The sequence below is a fragment of the Nocardia sp. NPDC055029 genome (assembly GCF_053608525.1).
In genome coordinates, this window is sequence record NZ_JBSGVQ010000005.1 from 157,036 (window position 1) to 176,988 (window position 19,953).

Sequence of the window (19,953 nt, forward strand, 5' to 3'; positions counted from 1 at the left end):
CGCGAGGTCGCCCGCGCGTTGTCAGCCTCTGGTTATTTGCGCTGGTTGGCGTTGAAGCGTGCCTTCTTCTGGCGATTCCCGCACGTGTTCATATCGCACCATTTGCGGGTGCGGCTCTGGCTGGTGTCGAAGAAGGCAGCCCGGCAGGTCGGCGCTGCGCACAAGGCCAATCTTCCGTCTCGTTCACCGCGATGATGCTGATCGCGTCGACAGCGATGACACCCAGGGCATCTTCGACGCAGGAAGCCGAGCCGAGTTGCCATCGACGGTTGCCCTCCGCCGTCAGGACGGCCGCGGCCCGACCCTGGATGCTGAAGTCATTGATGACGTGGACTGCAGACACAGGAAGGACGTCGTGGATCGCGGCCGCTGTCGCGGCGGCGTGAATCGATTCCCTCAGTTCCCGAGCACGTTCGAGCTGGGCGGTCGTGCAGGAGTCCACACCGAGGCCGTACTCGGCCAGCCAGTCGACGAGTCGCTGCGGCGTGGGAATGCGCGTCCGAGCATTCGAAGCCCACGCAACCGACGCCGACCTCGACGATCTGCGCGCGCGATTGGCTGCGGCGCGACTGCCGGAAGCTGAAACGGTCTATCGCGCCGCACCCGACGCTCGCCGATGGGGCCAGGGTGTGCCGCTAGCCGACCTCGTCGAGGTCGTGAACTACTGGCGCACCGGGTACGACTGGCGATCGTTCGAAGAGCGCCTCAACCGAATTGGCCAGTTCCGCACGCTCATTGATGGTCTGGGGATCCATTTCCTGCACCGCCGCTCCGCGCGCGCAGATGCCACTCCCCTGATCCTGACGCACGGCTGGCCGGACAGCATTGCTCGATTCATCGATGTCATAGACGAGCTGGCAGACCCGAAAGAGGCAGGCGCGCCGGCGTTCCATGTTGTGGTTCCGTCGCTACCGGGCTTCGGTTACAGCGACAAGCCGGCCACGACCTGGTGGGGAACCGAAAAGATCGCGGCCGCATGGGTGGAACTGATGGGAAGGCTCGGCTACGGCACGTTCGTAGCCCACGGCGGCGACTCGGGCGGCAATATCACCACAGTTCTCGGCGGCCGATTCCCGGCACAGGTTCTCGGCATCCACACAACGTTCGCGGAGGCACCACCCGGGCTGACTACGGACGGGCTGACGGCGGCCGAGCGCACATGGACCGAGGAAACCCGCGATTTCTGGCGCCACCGTGCGGCATACGCCAAGCAGCAGGCGACCCGACCGCAGACCATCGGCTACTCGCTCGTCGACTCACCGGTGGGGCTCCTCGCCTGGATCCTCGACAAATTCGCCGAGTGGAGCGATACCGAGGACAGCCCGTTCGAGACGATGTCCCGAGACCGCATTCTCGACGACGTCACCCTGTATTGGCTCACCCGGACCGGCGCATCAGCGGCCCGTCTCTACTACGAAAGTCACAACTCGCTGGACCCCGAACTCCGGGTCGATGTCCCGTCGGCCCTCACCATGTACCCCCGCGATACCGAGAAGTGTCCGCGACCCTGGGCACAGCAGCGGTACCGGCAGATCGTCCGATGGACGACGCCCGCGACCGGGGGACACTTCCCATCGCTCGAGGTTCCCGAGTACTTCGTCAAGGACCTGCGAGAAGGCCTCGCGGCAGTACTGGCCGCCACTCGGTGAACGCGGCTAGCGCCCCGGATTCGGATGCAGTCCGAGGAGCTGAGCTGCGCGCCGAATGCTCGACCAGGCGAGCATCCCAAATCTGGCGGCCGATCACAGATTCAGGGCTAGCCGGCAGCACCCGAGTGCACGCACTCACGTCCTTTCGCGTCCGAGCCGCCGACGCCGACCACAACGGGGGATGCATGACGTGCTGGCATCTCATGGCCTCCCTCTCGCGTTCGACAGGCACTGCCTTCGATCTTCCTGGACAACTCCCCCTCGGGTGCAGGGCACAAACGCCCTCACCGAAGGGTCCTTGGTGTGTTGCCGAATGCCCCTCCTCAGGACCTGCGCCCCTTGTCGGTTCGCGGCTGAGGGTGCCAGGGTCGACGGTGACGATCGAACCTATCCTCGGAGCGACGACATGATGCGAGCATGGCGAGTCGATCACCCCGGCCAGGTCGCAACCGGCCCCCTTCGGTGGCGACGGGAGCTTGTCCCGGTACCCGGCGTCGGCGAGCTGCTGGTGCGTGTGCTCGCCTGCGGAGTCTGCCGAACCGATCTTCACGTGGTGGAAGGTGATCTGCCGGTCCACCGGCAGCAGGTGATCCCGGGACACGAGATCGTCGCCGAGGTGGTGGAGGCTCCCCGCGACTACGCCGACATCGCGGTGGGTGACCGGGTCGGTATTCCCTGGCTGCGGTACACATGCGGAGTGTGCCACTACTGCACGCGCGGAGCTGAGAATCTGTGCCCGCGATCGCGCTACACGGGGTGGGATGCCGACGGCGGATACGCCGAATTCACCACCGTTCCCGCTGAGTTCGCCCTGCCCTTGCCCGAGGGATACAGCGACGAGGAGCTGGCACCGCTGCTGTGTGCGGGGATCATCGGATACCACGCGTTGACGCGCGCCGAGGTCCCCGCGGACGGGGTGCTCGGAATCTACGGGTTCGGCGGCAGCGCGCACCTGACCGCGCAGGTAGCCCTTGCCCGAGGTGCCCGGGTCCATGTGATGACCCGGGACGCCGCGGCCAGGGAACTGGCTCTTGCGCTCGGCGCGGATTCAGCGCAAGGCGCGGCGGATCACCCCCCGGAAGCGCTGGACTCGGCGATCCTGTTCGCGCCGGTCGGTGAACTGGTGCCGCACGCGCTGGAAGCCCTCGACGCCGGCGGGACACTGGCGATCGCCGGCATCCATCTGACCGATGTTCCGCCGTTGAACTACCAGCGACACCTGTTCCGAGAACGCCAGATTCGCAGTGTCACCGCCAATACCCGGGCGCAGGCCCGAGAATTCCTCGCGGTGGCACAACGGCATCGGCTGGCAGTCACCACACATCGGTATCCACTCGATCAGGCCGATCGCGCACTGGTCGACCTGGCACGAGGCGGTTTCGACGGTGCGGCGGTGCTTGTGCCGTGACCGTCAGTCGTCTCCAGCTTCGCACCGGGCGATGATCAGCGGGCAAGCCACGCCGTGCAGGACCGCCTGGGCGACCGATCCGAGAGTCATCCCGGAGAACCCGCCCCTGCCTCGGCTGCCGACCACCACGAGTTGAGCTGTGGCGGACAAGTCGAGTACCGCCCTGGCGGGTTTGTCTTCGACCACGAGACGTCCGACCTCCACACCGGGGTACTTCTCGGCATACCCGGCCAGGCTCTCCGCCAGCAGCGCCTCGCCTTCGGTCTGCATGGTGGCGCGGGCCTCGTAACGGAAGAACTCCGACCACGCATGGACAGCGACCAGCCGGGCCCCGCGCTGGGAGGCCTCTTCGAACGCGATCGCGACCGCGTCGGCACTACAGGCGGACCCGTCGACACCGACAACCACGCGGCCGCCGGAATCGGCCTCCTGCTCAGGGATCACCGCTACCGGACAGTCGGAGTGTCGAGCAAGCGATGTGCTGACCGATCCGAGCAGGGTGCGTCGTATCGCGCCGCGCCCTCGGCTGCCGACGACGAGCAATCGCGCTGACGCGCTGTAGTGGCGCAGGACCGCCACCGTCGTTCCCATTGCCGCGGCCGTCTCGATCGGGATGTCGGCGATCGGCCCGACGACCTCCGCGGCGGCTGCGGCGCCCGCCGCGACAACGGACTCGCCGTGCTCACGCAGCCTTTCCTGGTCGAAGAGCGGCCCGGAAACACCAGGTCCGTACTCCACTGGGACATCGATGACGTAGACGATCTGCAACGGCGCGCGGTGGTGCGCGGCATACCGCGCTGCCCAGCGAAGCGCGGTCAGCGATTGTTCGGAACCGTCGGTTCCGACGACGACAGGGCGATTCCGATCGGAGTGCGGGGTCATGGTTCGCCTTTCTGAGCTCTCGATGTCACTTCAGCCGGGGTGGACGACCATTACCGGGCAGTCGGCGTGCTGTACCAGCCAATTGCTGGTCGAGCCGAGCAGCAATCCGCGGAAACCACCTCTGCCCCGGCTGCCGACCACCAGGAGTTGAGCGGTCCGCGACCACGTGGCCAGTCGTTCGCGCGGTCCGAAAACCTCGACCTCTCGCCGCACCGCGACATCGGGGAAACGCTCCGTCCACCCGGCCAGCCGCTCGGCGAGCAGCGCCGATTCGGCCTCCTCGAAGTCCGCGATCGGCAACTCGAGGTAGCCCGAGCCGCCGAAGGCACCTTGGGACAGATCGCTCCACGCGTGGACCGCGACGAGTTCGACCCCCCGCGCAGACGCCTCCGCGAACGCCGCCCCGATGGCGGGCTCACCGACCTCGCTGCCGTCGACACCGACGACGACCGGGCCCGTCCGTCGGTCAGGATCGGGGCCGCGGACGGTGACGACCGCACCGCGCGCGTGCGAACTCACGGCAAGCAGGGTCGAGCCGAGATGGGCGAGGGTGCCGGTGGATCCTGTCGCGCCCAGAACGACAAGGTAGGCCGTGGCCGAGCATTCGATGAGCGTCGCGGCCGGGTTTCCGGTGCTGAGCTCGGTGGTCACCGAGATGTCCGGCGCGGCGGCCTTGGCCTGGTCGCTCGCGGCGGCGAGCTCGCGTTCGGCGGCGAGCCGGATGTCCTGCATGGTCGCAAACGCGAACGCGTCGTAGGCATTGTGGGGTGTCACCGCGGCCACCGGGTTCATGGCGTGGATGATGTGCAGCTCGCGGTCCCGATCGGCGGCGAGACGGGCAGCCCATCGCAGGGCTGCGGCCGATGCGTCGGAGCCATCGATGCCGACGACGACGGGAGCCGACGTCGAGCGGTGCGCGTTCTCGCTGTGCTGTGTCAAGTCCATCCCTCAGTGGGCGATTCTTTCCTGCACCTCAGCGAGAAGTTCACGTAACCGCAGCTGGGACAGGGTTTCCGTCACCGGGGGCCGCCCACTGGTCGCCGACGAGTGGTCCATGTTCGGCATTGTTGCATGGGGGCGGAGAGGGTTTCGGGAACCGATCGGTGGTGTGGCGGGTCGCGGCCCTGCCCTACCGCACGCATCGTCGACAATGCCGTAATGCCCGCCTTAGGATTTCACGATGACCGAACCCAGGATCTTGCTCATCGGACGACGGCAGTCGACACTCGATGTGCTCGCGGAAGAGCTGCGCAGATTCGGCCGCGACGTCATGGCAACCAACGATCGCGCGATCGTTGAGGCGACGGTAACCGATGGTTCAGTCGATCTGGTCGTCATCGGCGGCGGACTCGACGATCCCGACCGAAATGCCATGCGCGACTTCGTGCTCGAGCTTCGGCCGAACCTCCCGGTGCACATGGTGCCGCGCCAGGCGAACGCCAGCCCAGCCACTGTCATACCGTTCACCAATGAGCAGGTCGTGCTCTACAAGGTGCATGCTGCGGCGGCGAGCGACCCGACGGACACACGAACCAGATAGTCCACCTTGCCCGACCGCTCGATCGCAGCCGTCGATCCACCCTCACATCTCAGATTGTCCGAGTCGGACTCGCCAGGCGGCGGTAGGTCAGCGCGGGTCGGCCCCGGCCTTGGCCTTCTCCCGGGCGAGCGCCCGGTCCCGTTGCTCCTCGAACCGGGGAACGCGGGTGCGTTCGAGATCGTGGAGGAATTCTGCGAGATCGTCGCGTGCCCGCTCACCCACCGGGCCGAAGTCGTCGCGCTCGAAGATCCTCCAGTGCCGTAGCACCGGTTGGAGGACCTCCTCCAGATGCTGGCGTAGGTCGTAGATGCCGTGTTTGGCCATCAGGACGCCGTGGCGGCGGAAGTTCGGCATTCCGGTGCCAGGCATCCGGAAGTTGCGCACGATGGCCGCGACGGCATCGATGGTCTGGTCGGGCGCCACATCCAGGGCAGCCCCGCAGAGGGTCCGATAGAAGATCATATGCAGGTTCTCGTCGGCGGCGATCCGGGCGAGCATCCGGTCGGCGACCGGATCCTCACACACGGCTGCCGTATTGCGGTGACTGACACGGGTGGCCAATTCCTGGAACGACACATACGCCACCGAGTACAGGAATCCGGGCTGGCCGGCTATGGCCTGGTCGGCGGGCGCACTGAACCCAGCCCCCACATGTGTCATCCGGTCGTTCTCGAGCGCGACCGGGTCGACGCCACGAGTCACGACAAGATAGTCACGAAGGACGATGGAATGGCGGGCTTCTTCGGCAGTCCACCGTCCGATCCAGGTCCCCCACGCACCGTCGCGGGAGAAGTTCTCGCTGATCTCACGGTGATAGGAGGGAAGATTGTCCTCGGTGAGCAGGTTGGTGATCAGTGACGCTTTGGCGACCTCGGAGAGCCTGGATTGTCTTGGCTCCCAATCGGTTCCACCGAGCAAGGCGAAGTTGCGGCCGTCCTCCCAGGGGACATAGTCGTGCGGATGCCAGTCCTTGGCCATGGCCAGGTGCTTGTTCACCGCGGTCTCGGCAACAGGTTCGAGCTCGGTGAGGATCTCGCGTTGGGTCAGCAGGCGTGCCACTGTCCTTGTCTGCCTTTCGATGTCGAGGAAGGGATTCAGCAGGTTCGAGTGCTGTCGCAGGCCCCGGAATCAGCGGGGGTGAGCAGGGTCAGGTCGGCGTCGTATCGGCGATAGAGCAGATGGCCACGCCCGGAGCCGTCATCGGTATAGAACAGAAACGGCAGCCCGTACCCGCACATCCGAATCACGGCCTCGGGTTCGGTGAGAACCGGTGCACACCGAGGGGTCAGGATGATCGGTGTGGTGTCCACACCGACACCCGCACGTGGCGGACGGAGCTCGCGTTGACGGGCCATGCGTACTCCGTACGGTCCGGCGCGGTAGACGACAGCATCTTGGCCGGTCTCGGCATCGACGAAGAAATGCACGTCGTAGTCCATCGCGTCCATCACCTGTGCCGCCGCGTATGGGCCGCACGTGACCGGAGCCACCATCTTTCGACGCGTCAGGCGTCCCGGCCCCGCCACCGCGAGGGCAGGCCGTGTCGGATCCGGCCACGGACGGGGCCGCCAGCACACCCCCCGCCGGGCCAGTCTTTCTTCGACTCGAGCAACAACCGGCAGCGCATCGCCTGGACCGCTCGTCGGAACCTGGATTCGAGCCGGGCCACCGATACTCAGATTGACCTGCACCAACATCGGCGCTTCGCGGCCCTGCGCACCAGCGATCCGCAGCCGACAGCCACCGGTGACACCCTCCTTGCGGAGCAGCCGGGCAACCGCTCCAGCGAAACGTTGACCCTCGAGTTTCGGCACACACCCGGCGGCGAAAACGACTATCTCTGGATATCTCGTCGTAGACCACGCTTGCGATATCGGTAGCAACTCTTCGTCCTCAGCTCTTGCACCCGCACCACCGAGGTGGTGCCAATGCACACCACACTGCCGCGGCCGTCGACATCAGTGCAGAGCCGACGGTCTATCCGCATAGGGACTTTCGTCATTTCCTACCTGTGGCGCGAGAGTCCGATCGTGCCGTCACCGACAGAGCTCGATGTCGAATCGAGGAAGACTGTTACACAAGATGATTCGCGTTGGCACTTCCTCACAATCCTCTCAGCCAGGAACACGCGCGCGGCGACCGATCTGCTGGTTTCGCCGATGGGACTTCGGTCCTCTGAGTCGAGGCCGGAAGGCCCTTTGCCAGGTCGGCGGCGCAAATGGAAGCTGTGACAGCAGTAGACAATTGGTCCGACCAAGTGAGGTGTGGATGCAAGCGGAATGGCGGCAGCGGGCTGCATGTCAAAATGTCTACCCGGACGTCTTCTTTCCACCACGCATAAACCGAGCCAGATACGTGACGGTGGCTCGGCGCATCTGCGGCGACTGCATGGTCGTTCGCGAATGCGCGTCGTTCGCCCTGGTGAACAGCATTACCCAAGGCATCTTTGCGGGAGTGGACATGGGCTCAGGGATAACTCCCCGACGCGGTGCTCTTGCGCTACTCCGCGACCTGTGCGAGAACGAATCCATCAGCAACCGTGGGGTAGTCCCGTGAGCTCGGCAGTTGTGGAAAGTGTGGCCGAGAAGGACGGCGGAGACCAAGGAATCGTCGTCTGCTGTTCCACTGGGCTCAGCACATGCGCGGGACACCACTGATGGAGCTGAAGCTGTTCGTGCCCATTGCCGGTGACCAGCGTGAAGCTGACCAGCCCCAGCCACGTTCCGTCGGTCCTGTTCACCGCACTTCAGTCGTTGATCTACGGGTCTACCGTTTGTGGGGGTGCATCGAGTGGAGGAGCAAAGGCGCGCTTCGTGACGGGCGTTGTGCACGACCGGCCGAGTCGCGGAGATTGTCCGCGGCCTCGTGCGCCGGGCTCGCCGCCGAGTAGTCCGCTGAGCCCGGCCGATCAGCGGACTCGGCGGTTAGTTGTTGGCGCGTTGGATGGAGCGTCGGACCAGGCTGCGGATGCCGGGGAGCTGGATTGCGCGGAGCACTAGTTCGCCCGCCCACACATGGGTGCGTGACGGCGGGGCGAATCGGCTGATTCCCCTCCGCGCCAACGCCTGTCGCTTCTTCACCTCCGGGCGCAACGCGGTCTCCCAGGTGTCGAGGGCGGCGGGAATGTCGTCGCCGTGTGTCGCCAGCGCGGTGCCGAGCCGGTCGGCGCCGTCGAGGGCGAGGGCGGCGCCGTAACCGGCGAATACCGTTACGCACCAGGCCGCGTCGCCGAGCAGGACGACTCGGCCCCGACTCCAGCGGTCCATCACGATCTGGCCGACCGAATCGAAGTAGGCGGTGCCGGGCTCGGCGTCGAGCTGACGGAGTGCGTCGGCGACACCGCCGCCGAGATCCCCGAACGCTCGGGTAAGGGCGGGTGCGGCACCGAGAGCGAGTTCGGTGTCAGGGGCGGGGCTGCGGTAGGCGAAGAACGCCGAGGACCTTTCCGGTCCCAGGTTCATCACCGCGGCCGTACGTCCGGGACCGATATACGTGGTGCCGACACCATCGGGCATGTGGGCGGACGGTGTTTCCAGCGGAAATGCGCCGACCATATGGCCCAGGTCCACGAAATACTCGGACTCGGCACCGAATACGAGCTCCCGAACCCGGGAGTGCACGCCGTCGGCGCCGACGAGGAGTTCGGTGTGGAGGTGGGTGTCGTCGCTGAGGGTGACTTCGACCGCCCCCGGGGTCTGGGTAATGGCCCGCACCGTGGTGCCGAAACGGATATCGGCGAACTCGGCGACCGCGTCGTACAGCGCTGACTCCAAATCGCCGCGGAACAAGCTCAAGGCCCGGTTCCCGACGGCGGCCTCGGTGACAGCGGCGGGAATCCTGAACTTCTCCCGGCCGTCGGCGTGGACGAGGACCGAGGTGAAGAATCCGATATCGCGCGGGGTCAACGCCGGTAGCAGCCCGAGCCGCTCGGTAGCGGCATATCCGGGTCCATGCAGGTTCACCAGGTAACCGCTACTGCGGCGACTCGGCGCGCGTTCGACCACGACGACGTCCCAGCCCTGCTGACGCAATCGCAACGCGGCAGCCAAGCCTGCGATCCCTGCGCCGACGACCGTCGCCCGCCTGCCCGATGACTCGGCTTGCTCACGCGCTGCGCTTTCGAAGGCTTCCATTGCGACTCCTCGGTTCGATGTGCTGTCGGCGAAACCACTCACGAACTATCGCCATGCGTCAACTAGTAGTTGACGAATGGCGTATCGTCAACTACTAGTTGACGCATGGTTCGCCGATCGCTACGAACCGCATCGGGGCTCCGACGGCGGCCAGTCGTTGTGCTGCACGAGATTCGCGACGGTGGCCAGGCCGAGCACTTCCCCGGCCTGGCCACCGGGTCGCAGGGGCCGGTCGCGGATTTGTTTGGCGGTCAGCGGATTCCGATCACGAGGGATTCGCGGGCGGCGTGGAAATGGCCTGGCGGGATCGGTTCAGTGTCAGCGCGCCGAGGACCAGCGCGATCAGTCCGAACACCATGGCTGCCCAGGCCCCGACTATCCCGTTGCCGGTACCGGGACCACCCTCGGCTGTGACCGCGAACCAGCTCCCCAGAGCCAGGCTGACCAGCCCTGAGACCAGCGCCAGCACAGCCTGGTACCGGCCGTTGCCGATGCCGCTTCGGCCGACCCGAGTGAACGCGCGGGTGCCGATCACTATTGCTGTGAGTCCCAGCAGCGCAGTCACGGTGGGCCCGAGTCGGCCGGAGGTCAACCCGGCATCGGCGGCGCTGCGTTCGACCTCGGCCGCAGCCGGTGCGGCAACCGCGATACTTCCGAGTAGGGCCGCTGCAACGACGGCAGGGAGATAACGGACAGACATCGGGCGCTCCTTCAACGTTCGGTGACGTGCTCGCGCTTCATCATGTCGCCGGAGACACCGCTGATCGTCGTGCAGGCGTGGACAATTCGTGCTGAGTTCGGTGCGGTAGTCGACTGCTGCGTATGCCGTAGCCGTCGCGGAACTACCGCGTTCGTGGTAGGCGGTTGATCGTCCGTGCGCCGGATTTGCTGCTACGCGATTGCGGCTAGGGTGCACCCATGAGCAGGGCGCGGATCGGCATCGCAGACTGGGCGGTCTCCGTCGCGGTCTCGGCCGTGCTGCTGGTCACCGCATTGTCCGGGCACCGGGATTCCACGAATCTCGATGCGCTTGGCTATGCGCTGTTGATGATCGCCGGGCTCTCGCTCGCCGCGGGTAGGCGGGCTCCGATCGCTGTCCTGGCGATCTCGGGATTGTGTGTGTTGGGTTATCAGGCAATCGGTTTCGAGATTCCCGCTATCGGGTTCCTGGTCGCGCTGTACGCCACTGTTCGGGCGGGGCAGCGACTCGTCGCAGTGGCGGGGTCGATACTGATGGTGCTCGCGCTGCCGTTCGCGATGCTGCTCGCTCATCCCCATTGGCCGCTGGGTGAGGCTTTCGCCCAGGCACGCGACGCGCTGCAACTGGCGTGGTTGATCGCGGCCGGTGCGGCCGGTGAGGCGCTGCGCCAAGCCGAGCGGCGCGCTGATGAAGCCGAACGCACTCGGGAGGAGACCGCGCGGCGCCGAGCCGATGAGGAGCGGTTGCATATCGCGCGGGAATTGCATGACTCGCTCACCCACCAGATCTCGGTGATCAAGATCCAGTCCGAGGCCGCGGTTCACGTCGCCCGCAAACGCGGCGAACAAGTGCCGGAGGCGCTGCTGGCGATCCGGGAGGCCGGCAGGGAAGCAGCCCGGGAACTACGTGCGACATTGGAGGCACTGCGCGAGGACGTGGCCGCGCCTCGGTACGGTCTTGAGCATGTTCCGGAGCTGCTGGAACGGTTCGGCGCAACGGGTTTGGACGCAACATTGACTATCGAGGGACAACATCGGAACGTTCCGGCCGCTGTGGACCGAACCGTCTACCGGATCGTTCAGGAATCGCTGACCAACATCTCCCGGCACGCAGACGCGGCGACGGCTTCGGTCCACATCGACTACTGCCCCGACCTGGTGGTCGTGAAGGTTGATGACGACGGCAAGGCCATGCTCGATGGTGCGCCGGCGTACGGGGTCGGGCTGCTCGGGATGCACGAACGAGTCGCGGCACTGGGCGGACGCTTATCTGCGGCGCCGCGCAGCGAGGGTGGCTTCGGCGTCCGCGCGGAACTTCCGGTGGCCCCGGCGTGATCCGTGTCCTGCTGGTCGATGACCAACCGCTCATTCGCAGTGGATTCCGTGCTCTTCTCGACCTCGAAGACGATATCGAGGTGGTGGCCGAGGCCGCCGATGGAAGCGAAGCCCTCACCCTGGCGCGGCAGCACCTGCCCGATGTAGCGCTCATCGACGTCCAGATGCCCGTTCTCGACGGCATCGAGGCGACACGACACATCGCGGCAGACCCCGCTCTGGCTGGGGTGCATGTCGTAATCCTCACCAACTACGGCCTGGACGAATACGTCTTTCATGCCCTTCGTGCCGGCGCCGCCGGGTTCCTGGTCAAAGACATCCGACCGGAAGACTTCCTGCATTCCGTTCGCGTCGCGGCCCGCGGCGATGCTCTGCTCGCCCCCTCGATCACCCGTCGACTGATCAACCGGTATGTCTCACAGCCGATGACGACCGGCACCGCGACCCGGCTGGACGGACTGACAATCCGGGAACGCGAGGCTGTGACTCTCGTTGCTCAGGGCCTGTCCAACGACGAGATCGCCGACCATATGGTCATCAGCCCATTCACCGCGAAAACCCACGTCAACCGGGCCATGACCAAACTCCACGCCCGAGACCGCGCCCAGTTGGTCGTCCTGGCCTACGAATCAGGCTTGGTCACCCCGCGCAACCTATGACGTCTGTCCTCCTCCACAGGTGAGGGCACACCGGTGTCGCGCCGTCCCGCCAGATAGAGAGTCGCCCAATTGCCCGGACCTTACTACATCACTCATGAATCACCGGTTGGCCGTGATAATTCCGATTACATAGCCATGGCCAACCTCGAACCATACGGCTTTCCGTCCTCCCTCGAACAGCTCTGGCTCACGTCGCGGGGTGAGGACACGTTCGAGGTTGCCTGCATCCCCTTCCGCGTCTACGGCCTCGCGCTCGGTGATCGAGTGGGGTTGGATCCGGCCGGTCAGCAGGTGACAGAACTGCTCGAGAAGTCCGGGCACCGCGTCTTCCGCGTCCTCCTGCTGCCGACGCTGTCAGACGACGAGGCCACACAACTGCACGGCGCCATCGACGACGCCACAGCGCGATGCCGCCTGACATCGGAATGGAACGGGGACCGCCATATCGCGATCGACCTGCCTCCCGGCAGCAACATCGATATCGTGTGGGCGCTGATCAAGGACGCTGCTGACGACGGACGGATCGCGTGGGAGTGGGGCGATGTCGAACAGTTCCAGGCCGGCGACGTGAAGTAGACCCGCCGCCATGGCCGTGGTTCGCCGCCGGCGGCAGCACGCGACCGGACGCCCATAAGGCTGTTATCCGGCTACCCATCGGCATACCTTGGCGTTTGGCCGCCGAGCCACAGCTAACCGCGCGGGTCGCGGCATTACAGTTCGCTGAAATGGCGGTGGTCGGGGGGACCTGTGAGGTCCGATGAGTTGCGCGGCGAATGCCGCGATCTGGTGGCGGTGCGTTCGCCCGACGGACGCATCCAGCGCCGGTCGGTGACAGCGAGAGCCCTTGATACAAGTCGATGGCGAGTCACGTTGACCGATGGGGCGGGCGGGGAATGGGTCGCCGATAGCGACGATGTGTTCGATGGATTCGCGGCGGTGCGAAAACTCCCGGAGGGCAGTGGTTTTCGAATTCTGGTCGTCGGCGCATGGCCGGAGTATCGGCCGACCCCGATGAGCAGTGGGATGGGTGGCGGGTTCGAGTTGTGGGCCCGTTACCGGTGTGGCCATCGTAATATGCCGCGCGGCACAAGCGGTCTCCAGGCGAGGGCTGAACCGATACTGCACAAGATCGCGCAATCCCAGCGATAGTCATTAGTGTGCGGTCGCGGCTCGGCATGCCGTTTCCCTCAGTGGATGGGACCGGGACCGGCGGCGATCTCCCGCCGCACGGTCTCGGCGACGCGGGAAAGCGCAGCGCCGAGGTGGCGGCGTTGCGCGGCCGTCAGCGGGTCGAAGACGAGACGACGCACCTGCTCGACATGTCCGGGCGCGCTGTCGACCACCTTCTGCCGACCTGCCTCGGTCAGCGTGGCCAGGGTGTAGCGGCCGTCGCTCGGGTCGATTCGGCGAAGGATCCACTGGCGTGCCTCGAAGCGGTCCATCAGCTTCGACAGCCGCGGGAGCGTGCTGTCGCAGTCGCGGGCCAGCTCGCTGAGCCGCATGGTGTCCTGATCGGCCATCGACAACCGTGCCAGCACGCTGTACTCGAAGTTCGACATACCGGCGTCGCGCTGCAACTGGCGGTCCAGGGCCGAGGGGAGCGCGATCACGACGGTGAGAAGGTCCTGCCAAAGCTCCTGCTGCTCGGCGTCGAGCCACGGTGACGGTTCGTCCATGTAGAGCATTTTACTTGCCAAGGAAACAGATATCTATTGCCCAGGCAAGTGAATCCGTCTACCTTGTGAGTTGCCCAGGCAAGTAAAATCTCGACCTAGAGGAACCTTCGATGATCAAAATCAGCATCTTCCTGACCCGGCGGGCCGACCTCACCCACGAGGAGTTCGTGGACTACTGGACGAACAAGCACACCCCGCTGATCGCGAGCCTGCCCGGCGTTGAAGTCCCGGTCCGGCGCTACGTGCAGCTCCTGCCCACCGACGACGAGATCCCCGGCGTCAACAGCATCTTCTACGACGGCGTCGCCGAGGTGTGGGTCGACGAAATCGCCGACGCTGCCCACTGGTTCACCTCCGACACCTACACCACCACCGTCGCCGCGGACGAGGAGCAGTTCATCGATCGCTCCCTGACCCGTTTCCTCTACACCACCGAGACCCCGATCTTCGGTTGAGCCCTTCGGAGTGTGCCTCGGGCGACCTGATGATCAGCTCGCCCGGGTCCTTCGAATAGGCAACGCAGAGCCCGTCACATGATCGGCAGAAGCGGATTCGCCAACCGCGCACCCAGCGGCAAGAGAGGGTGTTGCTAGCCGTGGCAACAGACCCGAACAAGCACTGTGTCGTCGGGCAGTGTCTCCAGGTAGTTTTCGATGCCGCCCGGTGGTATCAAGCAGTCGGGTTGGTCCTCACGGGACGTGGTCTCGCCCCAATCCTTATGTCGGCAAATGCCGCTCGACTCGACCCACCAACCGTCCAGGGTGAGTACATCGGGCCATGACAGGTTGTGCACCGCGACATTCAGCAAGGACTTCGGGCCGCCCGCGCACTCGCCTCGCTTGGAGGACAGCACGATGCCGAATTGGTTGGGGCCGTCGTGAATCAGCCGAGGATCGTCCTCATGACCCGGTCGGACGTAGAACCCGGCTCCTTCTCCGCCATCCCGAATCCGCCACGTGTCCCACATATCTCGCTCCGGGAACCCTTGCCGCATCTCGAATGGAGCGAGAGCTCGCGTGATCGCGGCTTCCACGTCATCGATCGCATCCGGCGGCAGACAGATCGTCACCCAGCGTTGCGCCAAACCACATCCCTCCCGCTGTACCGCGCGCCTCAGGTTACCTCGCGGAATCGACGAACGCAGATTCCTGACCGCTGTGACCAACCCGCCAGAAGAGTGCCCTGTCATCGGTGGCGTTGACGCTCGATCTCGACGAGCGCAGCCGCCGCCAGGCACAAGGATTGGCAGCAATCACCGTCAAGCTCGTGTTGCCCAGCAAGGCTCGCCGCGCGCAGCGACTCGAAGCAGACCTTCGCAACGACCGGCACGACGGATGACAGACCTCCCCCGCGAGCACCACGAATCAGCCTCCGGGAACACCGCGCACCCTGCGTTGGGTGTGCTCAGGAACGGGTGAAGCGGGACCTGAGCTTCTGCATGCCGACCATGACCTTCTCTGTCCCACTCCCTGGCGCTGGGAGCAGGCCCAACTGGGCGGCTATGTCGGTCATGTTGAAGATGATCCGCAGCTTGGCGACCTTTCCTTCCCGGTACTCGTGGATGTCGACGCCGTCGAATTCGATGCGCCTGCCGGTGGCGGGGATGCCAGGGGGGTCGAGCGGGCCTCGGTGGGTTGCGCCGGCCTTCCACCAGTAGGCGACTCGCGGGCCATCGGATGCCACGTGCGGGCCGGTGACCAACTCGAAGGTCAGATCGGGAAACGCGCGCCAGGTGTGCTCGAGGAATTCGCGCACGTCGGCTTTGCCGTGCATGGTCTGGGGCCAGGCAGAATCGTCGTAGACGATGTCGTCGGTGAGCAGTTCGAGGACCTGCTCGGGGTCGTGGGAGTTCCAGGCGGATCCCCAGCGCTCGGCGAACTCGTCGACCCAGGCCGTAGAAACTGATGATCTAGTCATAGTCTTCTCCTTGGACAATCAACAGGAGGCTCGAGGAAGTCCCGAGGGTGACGGCGAAAATGATGCCGACACCTGGGTGAGCAGTCCGAACTCATGACAGTGCGTGTCAGGACTCCTGGCTTCGCCTTCAAGTCGGCCGGCCACCAGAGAAACGGCTCCATCAGGTGACTGGTCGGCTCCATCGATGATTCTCCGTTCCAGCGCGCCCTGTCACTGGTGGTTCGCAGTCCTAATGACGATATGCATGCTTCACCCACGCGGGCGCCGAAGAAGTCACGCGCCGCCAGCTGTCGACGGCCGTTTCGATCGCCGAATCTGTCGCGCTCATCAGTCAGCAGGGGTCCGGGGATCGGCAAGTGCTTGACCGAGGTCGACGAGGAAGTTCGTCAGGACGTAGATCGCACCGAGTGTCAGGGTGATTCCGGCGATAGTGGTGTAGTCGCCGGCTTTGACGGCTTGCGCGGTGTAGAGGCCGAGGCCGGGCCAGGCGAAGATCAGTTCCAGCAGGATGGCGGCTCCGAACATGGCAGCGACCTGCATACCCGCGATCGCCAGTGTCGAGTTCACCGAATTCCGCAACGCGTGTTTGACGACGACGCGTAGCTCGGTCATGCCTTTGACACGGGCGGTGCGAACGAAGTCCGAGCGCAGGGTGTGCTGCAGGCTGCTCCGGAGTGCCCGGCCGATAGCGACCGCGGGGACCATGGACAAGCACACGACGGGAAGAATCAAGTGCTCGACCGCATCGATGAATACGCTCGGCCGCCCGGCAAGCAGCGAGTCGATGAGCAGGAACCCGGTCGGTCCGTCGGGTGCGTCACTGTAGGAGCTGCGTCCGCGCGCGGGGAGAACTCCGAACTCTTTGTAGAACAACAGGATTCCGAGCAAGGCGGCGAGGAATATCGGCATCGACGATCCGCCGATCAGCACGAATCGAAGGGCGCCCGACCCGGGCCACCGCAGTGCTGTCGCCATACCGAGCAGCAAGCCGAGCAGAACGGCCAGCACAAAGCCACAGATGATCAGTTCCGCTGTGGCGGGCAGAAAGTCGGCGATATCGGAGCTGACCGGCCGCCGCGTCACCGCGGACTGCCCGAAGTCGCCGGTAGCCGCCTTCTCGACGTAGTCGACATATTGCACCGGCAGCGGCCGATCGAGACCGAGTTCGTGCCGTGCTCGCTCGACGACCTCGGCGGAGGCCCTGTCGCCGACGAACGCTCGAGCCGGATCGACCGGCGAGACGTTCCGGAGCAGGAACACCACCGCGACGAGCGCGAGCAGCACGACGATGGTCGAACTGCCGCGCCGGGCTATGACTTCGAGCATTCGGAGTTTCTTTCTCGCGGTGGAAGAAAGGGGCAATGCCGGCTGGCGGTCAGCGATCGGTGAGGCGGTCGCGAATGACGTCACCGGCGAAGTTCGCGATCGTGGCGAGCACGAAGAGCCCGATCGCGGGCATGATCGGCACCCACCAGGAATCCAGCAGATAGGGAAGTCCCCTCGCGCACATCGCACCCAACTCGGGAGCAGGCGCGGGAGCACCGAGCCCGACGAAGGAGAGGCCGGACAGCATCAGGATCAAGGCGCCGACGTCGAGACTGGCCGCGATAATGGTCGGCGGCCACGCGCCAGGTAGCAGGTGCAGCCAGCCGAGCCGGAATCGGCCCGCACCGGACAGCCGCGCGGCGTCGATGTGCGGCAGCGATCGGAGCCTGGTCACCTCGCCCCGGACAACGCGCGCGTACAGCGGCCACCACACGAGTGCCACCGCCGCCAGCGTATGCACATACGACGGCCCGATCGCGGCTACGACGGCGATCGCGAGCAAGGACGCAGGCAGGGCGATGAAGATATCGGTGATACGCATCAGGATCCGGTCGACGACCCCGCCGAGGGTGCCGGCGACGAGCCCCACGGCGCCGCCGAAGACAATCCCGGACGCGATCACACAGAGGGCACCCCACCAGCTGGAGCGCATGCCGATCAGGACGCGGCTCAGGATGTCGCGCCCGACCTCGTCGGTGCCGAGCCAATGCGCCGCGTTGGGTGGGGTTGTCGGGCGCCCGACCGGGAGATCGGGGTTGAAGGGGGCAATCCACGACGCGCCGAGCATGACGGCGATCAGGGTCGCCAGCACACACAACGTGATCACATCACCTGGTTTGACGCGTCGGCGCGGCGCTACTGCTTCGGGCGCCGATTCACTGCCCGCGCCACTGCTGAGCAAGGATGACGTCGGAACGTTCGACTCCCCTGTCGGCTTGCTGCGCTGCTGTTTTGGTGCGCTCCGGATAGTCGGCACCGCAGCCACCAATGCCTTGCTGTAGGGGTGCGACGGTGCGTGGGCCACCTCCTCTGCGGCACCGACCTCGACGATCTCCCCGCGATACATCACGGCGACGCGGTCGGCGATGAAACGCGCCGCAGCCAGATCGTGGGTCACGAAGATGACCGTCAACCCGAACTCGCGCCGCAGCGTCTGAATCAAGTTCAACGTCGACGCCGCCAGCGGCGCGTCCAACGCCGAGGTCGGCTCGTCACACAGCAACACTGCCGGTACGACGATCGTCGCCCGCGCGAACGCGACGCGCTGGCGCTGCCCGGTAGACAAGCTGTTGGCCCGGAGGTCGGCGACGTCCGCCGGCAGCCCCACACGTTCGAGCGCTGCGATCACCCGTGCCCGGCGGTCGTCCCGGCCGAGTGTCCGTGGCAGCGGTTCACCGACCTGTCGGCCGACGGTCAGCCACGGTGTCAGCGACGCGCTGACATCCTGGAAGATCATCTGCGTCGATGACCCGGACAGCTCGATGACACCGCTGTCGGGCTTCTCCAATCCGGCCAGCATCCGCAGCAGTGTCGATTTGCCCGATCCGGACTCGCCCACCACCGCAACGGACTCGCCTGCTTCCACCTGCAGGTCGAGGTTGCGCAGCACCGACAGCACCTCGCGCCTGGCCAGACCGTTGCGAATTCGGAAGTCCTTGCCGACGGCAGTGCAGCGTACGGCCGGTCGCGAGCGGTCAGGGAGGCCCAGCGGCGGGAACGCGGGAGTCGGCCCACGTACCTGGGTCCGGTCGACCTCTGCCGGGAGGATGCACGCCGCGAGACCGGTGTGGGTGGCAGCCGGTACCAGGGGGATCAGCGACTTCTCGCAGTCGTCGGTGCGCAACGCGCATCGCGGAGCGAACGGACAACCCGGCGGAAGGGCACCGGGATTCGGGGGCATTCCGGTCAGCACTGGTATTCGGTGGCCCAACGGCAGGCCGAGATCGAGTCGCGAACCCAGGAGGCCGACCGTGTAGGGGTGAGATGGAGTGGCGAGGACATCGGTCATGGCGCCGATTTCGACGAGGCGGCCGCCGTACATGACCGCGACCCGGTCGGCGACCTCTGCGGCGACGCCGATGTCGTGGGTGATCAGCAACACCGAGCAACCGAGCTCGGCCCGCAGGTCGGAGAGCAACGCCAGAACCTGCGCCTGCACCGTGACATCGAGCGCCGAGGTCGGTTCGTCGGCAATGATCAGATCCGGCTGCGCGGCGATCGCGATCGCGATCATGACCCGTTGCCGCAATCCCGCGGAAAGCTCGTGGGGGTACGACCGAAGCCTGCGCCCTGCCTGCGCGACCCCGACCAGGTCGAGCAGCCGGACCGCCTCCGCGGTCGAGCCTGCGACTTCCCGCACCTGGTCGCCGATCCGCATCGTCGGATTCAGCGATGTCATCGGGTTCTGAAACACCGCACCCAGGTGGGCGCGCCGGACCCTGCGTCGCTCGGCAGGCGAGGCGGCGACCATGTCGACGCCACACACCTCTGCCCGCCCGGTGACGACGGCAGGTGGATCGCCGACCGGCACTCCGAGCAGGCTCAGCCCCACAACGCTCTTGCCGGAACCGGACTCGCCCACGAGCGCGATGATCTCCCCGGCCGCGATATCGATGTTCACTCCCCGAACCGCGCGCAGCGCGACGCCCCGGCGGCGGAACGTCACCTCGAGGTCGCTCACACAGGCACGGGGAGCGAGCGTGCCGGTTGGCCGCCCACCTTCGTCCCCG

20 protein-coding genes and 1 pseudogene are annotated in these 19,953 nt (G+C 65.8%); 9 read left to right on the plus strand and 12 right to left on the minus strand.

The genetic code is table 11. From position 1 onward, the window contains the following. Positions 1-32 precede the first annotated feature (32 nt). A pseudogene (locus ACWF9G_RS06995) lies at positions 33-493 on the minus strand (CGNR zinc finger domain-containing protein). Between ACWF9G_RS06995 and ACWF9G_RS07000 the strand changes: the two are divergent. Both ACWF9G_RS07000 and ACWF9G_RS07005 read left to right on the plus strand, forming a co-directional pair. Then, a complete protein-coding gene (locus ACWF9G_RS07000) occupies positions 492-1,649 on the plus strand; it encodes an epoxide hydrolase family protein (protein ID WP_452514248.1) in 1,158 nt (385 codons plus the stop codon). The pseudogene ACWF9G_RS06995 and the gene ACWF9G_RS07000 overlap by 2 nt on opposite strands. A gap of 409 nt (positions 1,650-2,058) precedes the next feature. Continuing rightward, a complete protein-coding gene (locus ACWF9G_RS07005) occupies positions 2,059-3,057 on the plus strand; it encodes a zinc-binding alcohol dehydrogenase family protein (RefSeq protein WP_452514400.1) in 999 nt (332 codons plus the stop codon). 3 nt (positions 3,058-3,060) lie between these two features. Here the strand turns inward: ACWF9G_RS07005 and ACWF9G_RS07010 are convergent, their stop codons facing one another. After that, positions 3,061-3,939, minus strand: coding sequence for a universal stress protein (locus tag ACWF9G_RS07010; RefSeq protein ID WP_452514250.1), 879 nt, complete (start codon positions 3,937-3,939; stop codon positions 3,061-3,063). A 30-nt stretch (positions 3,940-3,969) separates the two neighbouring features. Further along, positions 3,970-4,878 carry a universal stress protein gene (locus ACWF9G_RS07015; protein ID WP_452514252.1) on the minus strand — a complete coding sequence of 303 codons (909 nt, stop codon included), beginning with the start codon at positions 4,876-4,878 and terminating at the stop codon, positions 3,970-3,972. Between the two features lie 241 nt (positions 4,879-5,119). Here ACWF9G_RS07015 and ACWF9G_RS07020 point away from each other — a divergent pair, with 241 nt between their 5' ends. Further along, complete coding sequence (locus tag ACWF9G_RS07020; RefSeq protein WP_379303206.1) at positions 5,120-5,479, plus strand: hypothetical protein; 360 nt, start codon at positions 5,120-5,122, stop codon at positions 5,477-5,479. A gap of 87 nt (positions 5,480-5,566) precedes the next feature. Here ACWF9G_RS07020 and ACWF9G_RS07025 read toward each other — a convergent pair whose 3' ends face one another. Together ACWF9G_RS07025 and ACWF9G_RS07030 are read right to left on the minus strand one after the other, a co-directional pair. Beyond that, positions 5,567-6,538, minus strand: a complete 972-nt coding sequence (locus ACWF9G_RS07025; RefSeq protein ID WP_452514254.1) for an acyl-ACP desaturase — start codon at positions 6,536-6,538, stop codon at positions 5,567-5,569. A 35-nt stretch (positions 6,539-6,573) separates the two neighbouring features. Continuing rightward, complete coding sequence (locus ACWF9G_RS07030; protein WP_452514256.1) at positions 6,574-7,176, minus strand: sigma 54 modulation/S30EA ribosomal C-terminal domain-containing protein; 603 nt, start codon at positions 7,174-7,176, stop codon at positions 6,574-6,576. Positions 7,177-7,747: 571 nt separating this feature from the next. Here ACWF9G_RS07030 and ACWF9G_RS07035 point away from each other — a divergent pair. Continuing rightward, on the plus strand, positions 7,748-8,035 hold the full coding sequence (locus ACWF9G_RS07035) for a WhiB family transcriptional regulator (protein ID WP_452514258.1): 288 nt from the start codon (positions 7,748-7,750) through the stop codon (positions 8,033-8,035). Positions 8,036-8,403: 368 nt separating this feature from the next. Here ACWF9G_RS07035 and ACWF9G_RS07040 read toward each other — a convergent pair whose 3' ends face one another. Then, positions 8,404-9,612, minus strand: a complete 1,209-nt coding sequence (locus ACWF9G_RS07040; protein ID WP_452514260.1) for an FAD-dependent oxidoreductase — start codon at positions 9,610-9,612, stop codon at positions 8,404-8,406. A 265-nt stretch (positions 9,613-9,877) separates the two neighbouring features. Then, positions 9,878-10,312 carry a DUF6223 family protein gene (locus ACWF9G_RS07045; RefSeq protein ID WP_379303216.1) on the minus strand — a complete coding sequence of 145 codons (435 nt, stop codon included), beginning with the start codon at positions 10,310-10,312 and terminating at the stop codon, positions 9,878-9,880. Between the two features lie 275 nt (positions 10,313-10,587). Between ACWF9G_RS07045 and ACWF9G_RS07050 the strand changes: the two genes are divergently transcribed. The 3 genes from ACWF9G_RS07050 to ACWF9G_RS07060 all read left to right on the plus strand — a co-directional run bounded on the left by ACWF9G_RS07050 (position 10,588) and on the right by ACWF9G_RS07060 (position 12,881). Continuing rightward, positions 10,588-11,646, plus strand: coding sequence for a sensor histidine kinase (locus ACWF9G_RS07050; RefSeq protein WP_452514262.1), 1,059 nt, complete (start codon positions 10,588-10,590; stop codon positions 11,644-11,646). Beyond that, complete coding sequence (locus tag ACWF9G_RS07055) at positions 11,643-12,305, plus strand: response regulator (RefSeq protein ID WP_452514264.1); 663 nt, start codon at positions 11,643-11,645, stop codon at positions 12,303-12,305. The genes ACWF9G_RS07050 and ACWF9G_RS07055 overlap by 4 nt, the downstream gene beginning before the upstream one ends. 135 nt (positions 12,306-12,440) lie before the next feature. Next, on the plus strand, positions 12,441-12,881 hold the full coding sequence (locus ACWF9G_RS07060; protein ID WP_452514265.1) for a DUF4265 domain-containing protein: 441 nt from the start codon (positions 12,441-12,443) through the stop codon (positions 12,879-12,881). 611 nt (positions 12,882-13,492) lie between these two features. On the opposite strand, the gene ACWF9G_RS07065 is transcribed toward ACWF9G_RS07060, so the two are convergent. After that, on the minus strand, positions 13,493-13,981 hold the full coding sequence (locus ACWF9G_RS07065) for a MarR family winged helix-turn-helix transcriptional regulator (RefSeq protein ID WP_379303220.1): 489 nt from the start codon (positions 13,979-13,981) through the stop codon (positions 13,493-13,495). 110 nt (positions 13,982-14,091) lie between these two features. Between ACWF9G_RS07065 and ACWF9G_RS07070 the strand changes: the two genes are divergently transcribed. Further along, complete coding sequence (locus ACWF9G_RS07070; RefSeq protein WP_452514267.1) at positions 14,092-14,436, plus strand: EthD domain-containing protein; 345 nt, start codon at positions 14,092-14,094, stop codon at positions 14,434-14,436. Between the two features lie 134 nt (positions 14,437-14,570). Here the strand turns inward: ACWF9G_RS07070 and ACWF9G_RS07075 are convergent, their stop codons facing one another. Further along, on the minus strand, positions 14,571-15,065 hold the full coding sequence (locus ACWF9G_RS07075; RefSeq protein ID WP_452514270.1) for a hypothetical protein: 495 nt from the start codon (positions 15,063-15,065) through the stop codon (positions 14,571-14,573). A gap of 107 nt (positions 15,066-15,172) precedes the next feature. Here ACWF9G_RS07075 and ACWF9G_RS07080 point away from each other — a divergent pair, with 107 nt between their 5' ends. Next, positions 15,173-15,319: a hypothetical protein gene (locus tag ACWF9G_RS07080; protein ID WP_379303224.1), complete on the plus strand. Its 147-nt coding sequence runs from the start codon at positions 15,173-15,175 to the stop codon at positions 15,317-15,319. 66 nt (positions 15,320-15,385) lie between these two features. Here ACWF9G_RS07080 and ACWF9G_RS07085 read toward each other — a convergent pair whose 3' ends face one another. The 3 genes from ACWF9G_RS07085 to ACWF9G_RS07095 form a co-directional block, all read right to left on the minus strand. After that, the gene (locus tag ACWF9G_RS07085; RefSeq protein ID WP_452514272.1) at positions 15,386-15,898 is read right to left on the minus strand and encodes an ester cyclase; all 513 of its coding nucleotides are present in this window, start codon (positions 15,896-15,898) and stop codon (positions 15,386-15,388) included. Between the two features lie 327 nt (positions 15,899-16,225). Continuing rightward, a complete protein-coding gene (locus ACWF9G_RS07090) occupies positions 16,226-17,224 on the minus strand; it encodes an ABC transporter permease (protein WP_452514274.1) in 999 nt (332 codons plus the stop codon). Between the two features lie 49 nt (positions 17,225-17,273). Further along, a complete protein-coding gene (locus ACWF9G_RS07095) occupies positions 17,274-19,904 on the minus strand; it encodes an oligopeptide/dipeptide ABC transporter ATP-binding protein (RefSeq protein ID WP_452514276.1) in 2,631 nt (876 codons plus the stop codon). Between the last annotated feature and the right edge of the window lie 49 nt (positions 19,905-19,953).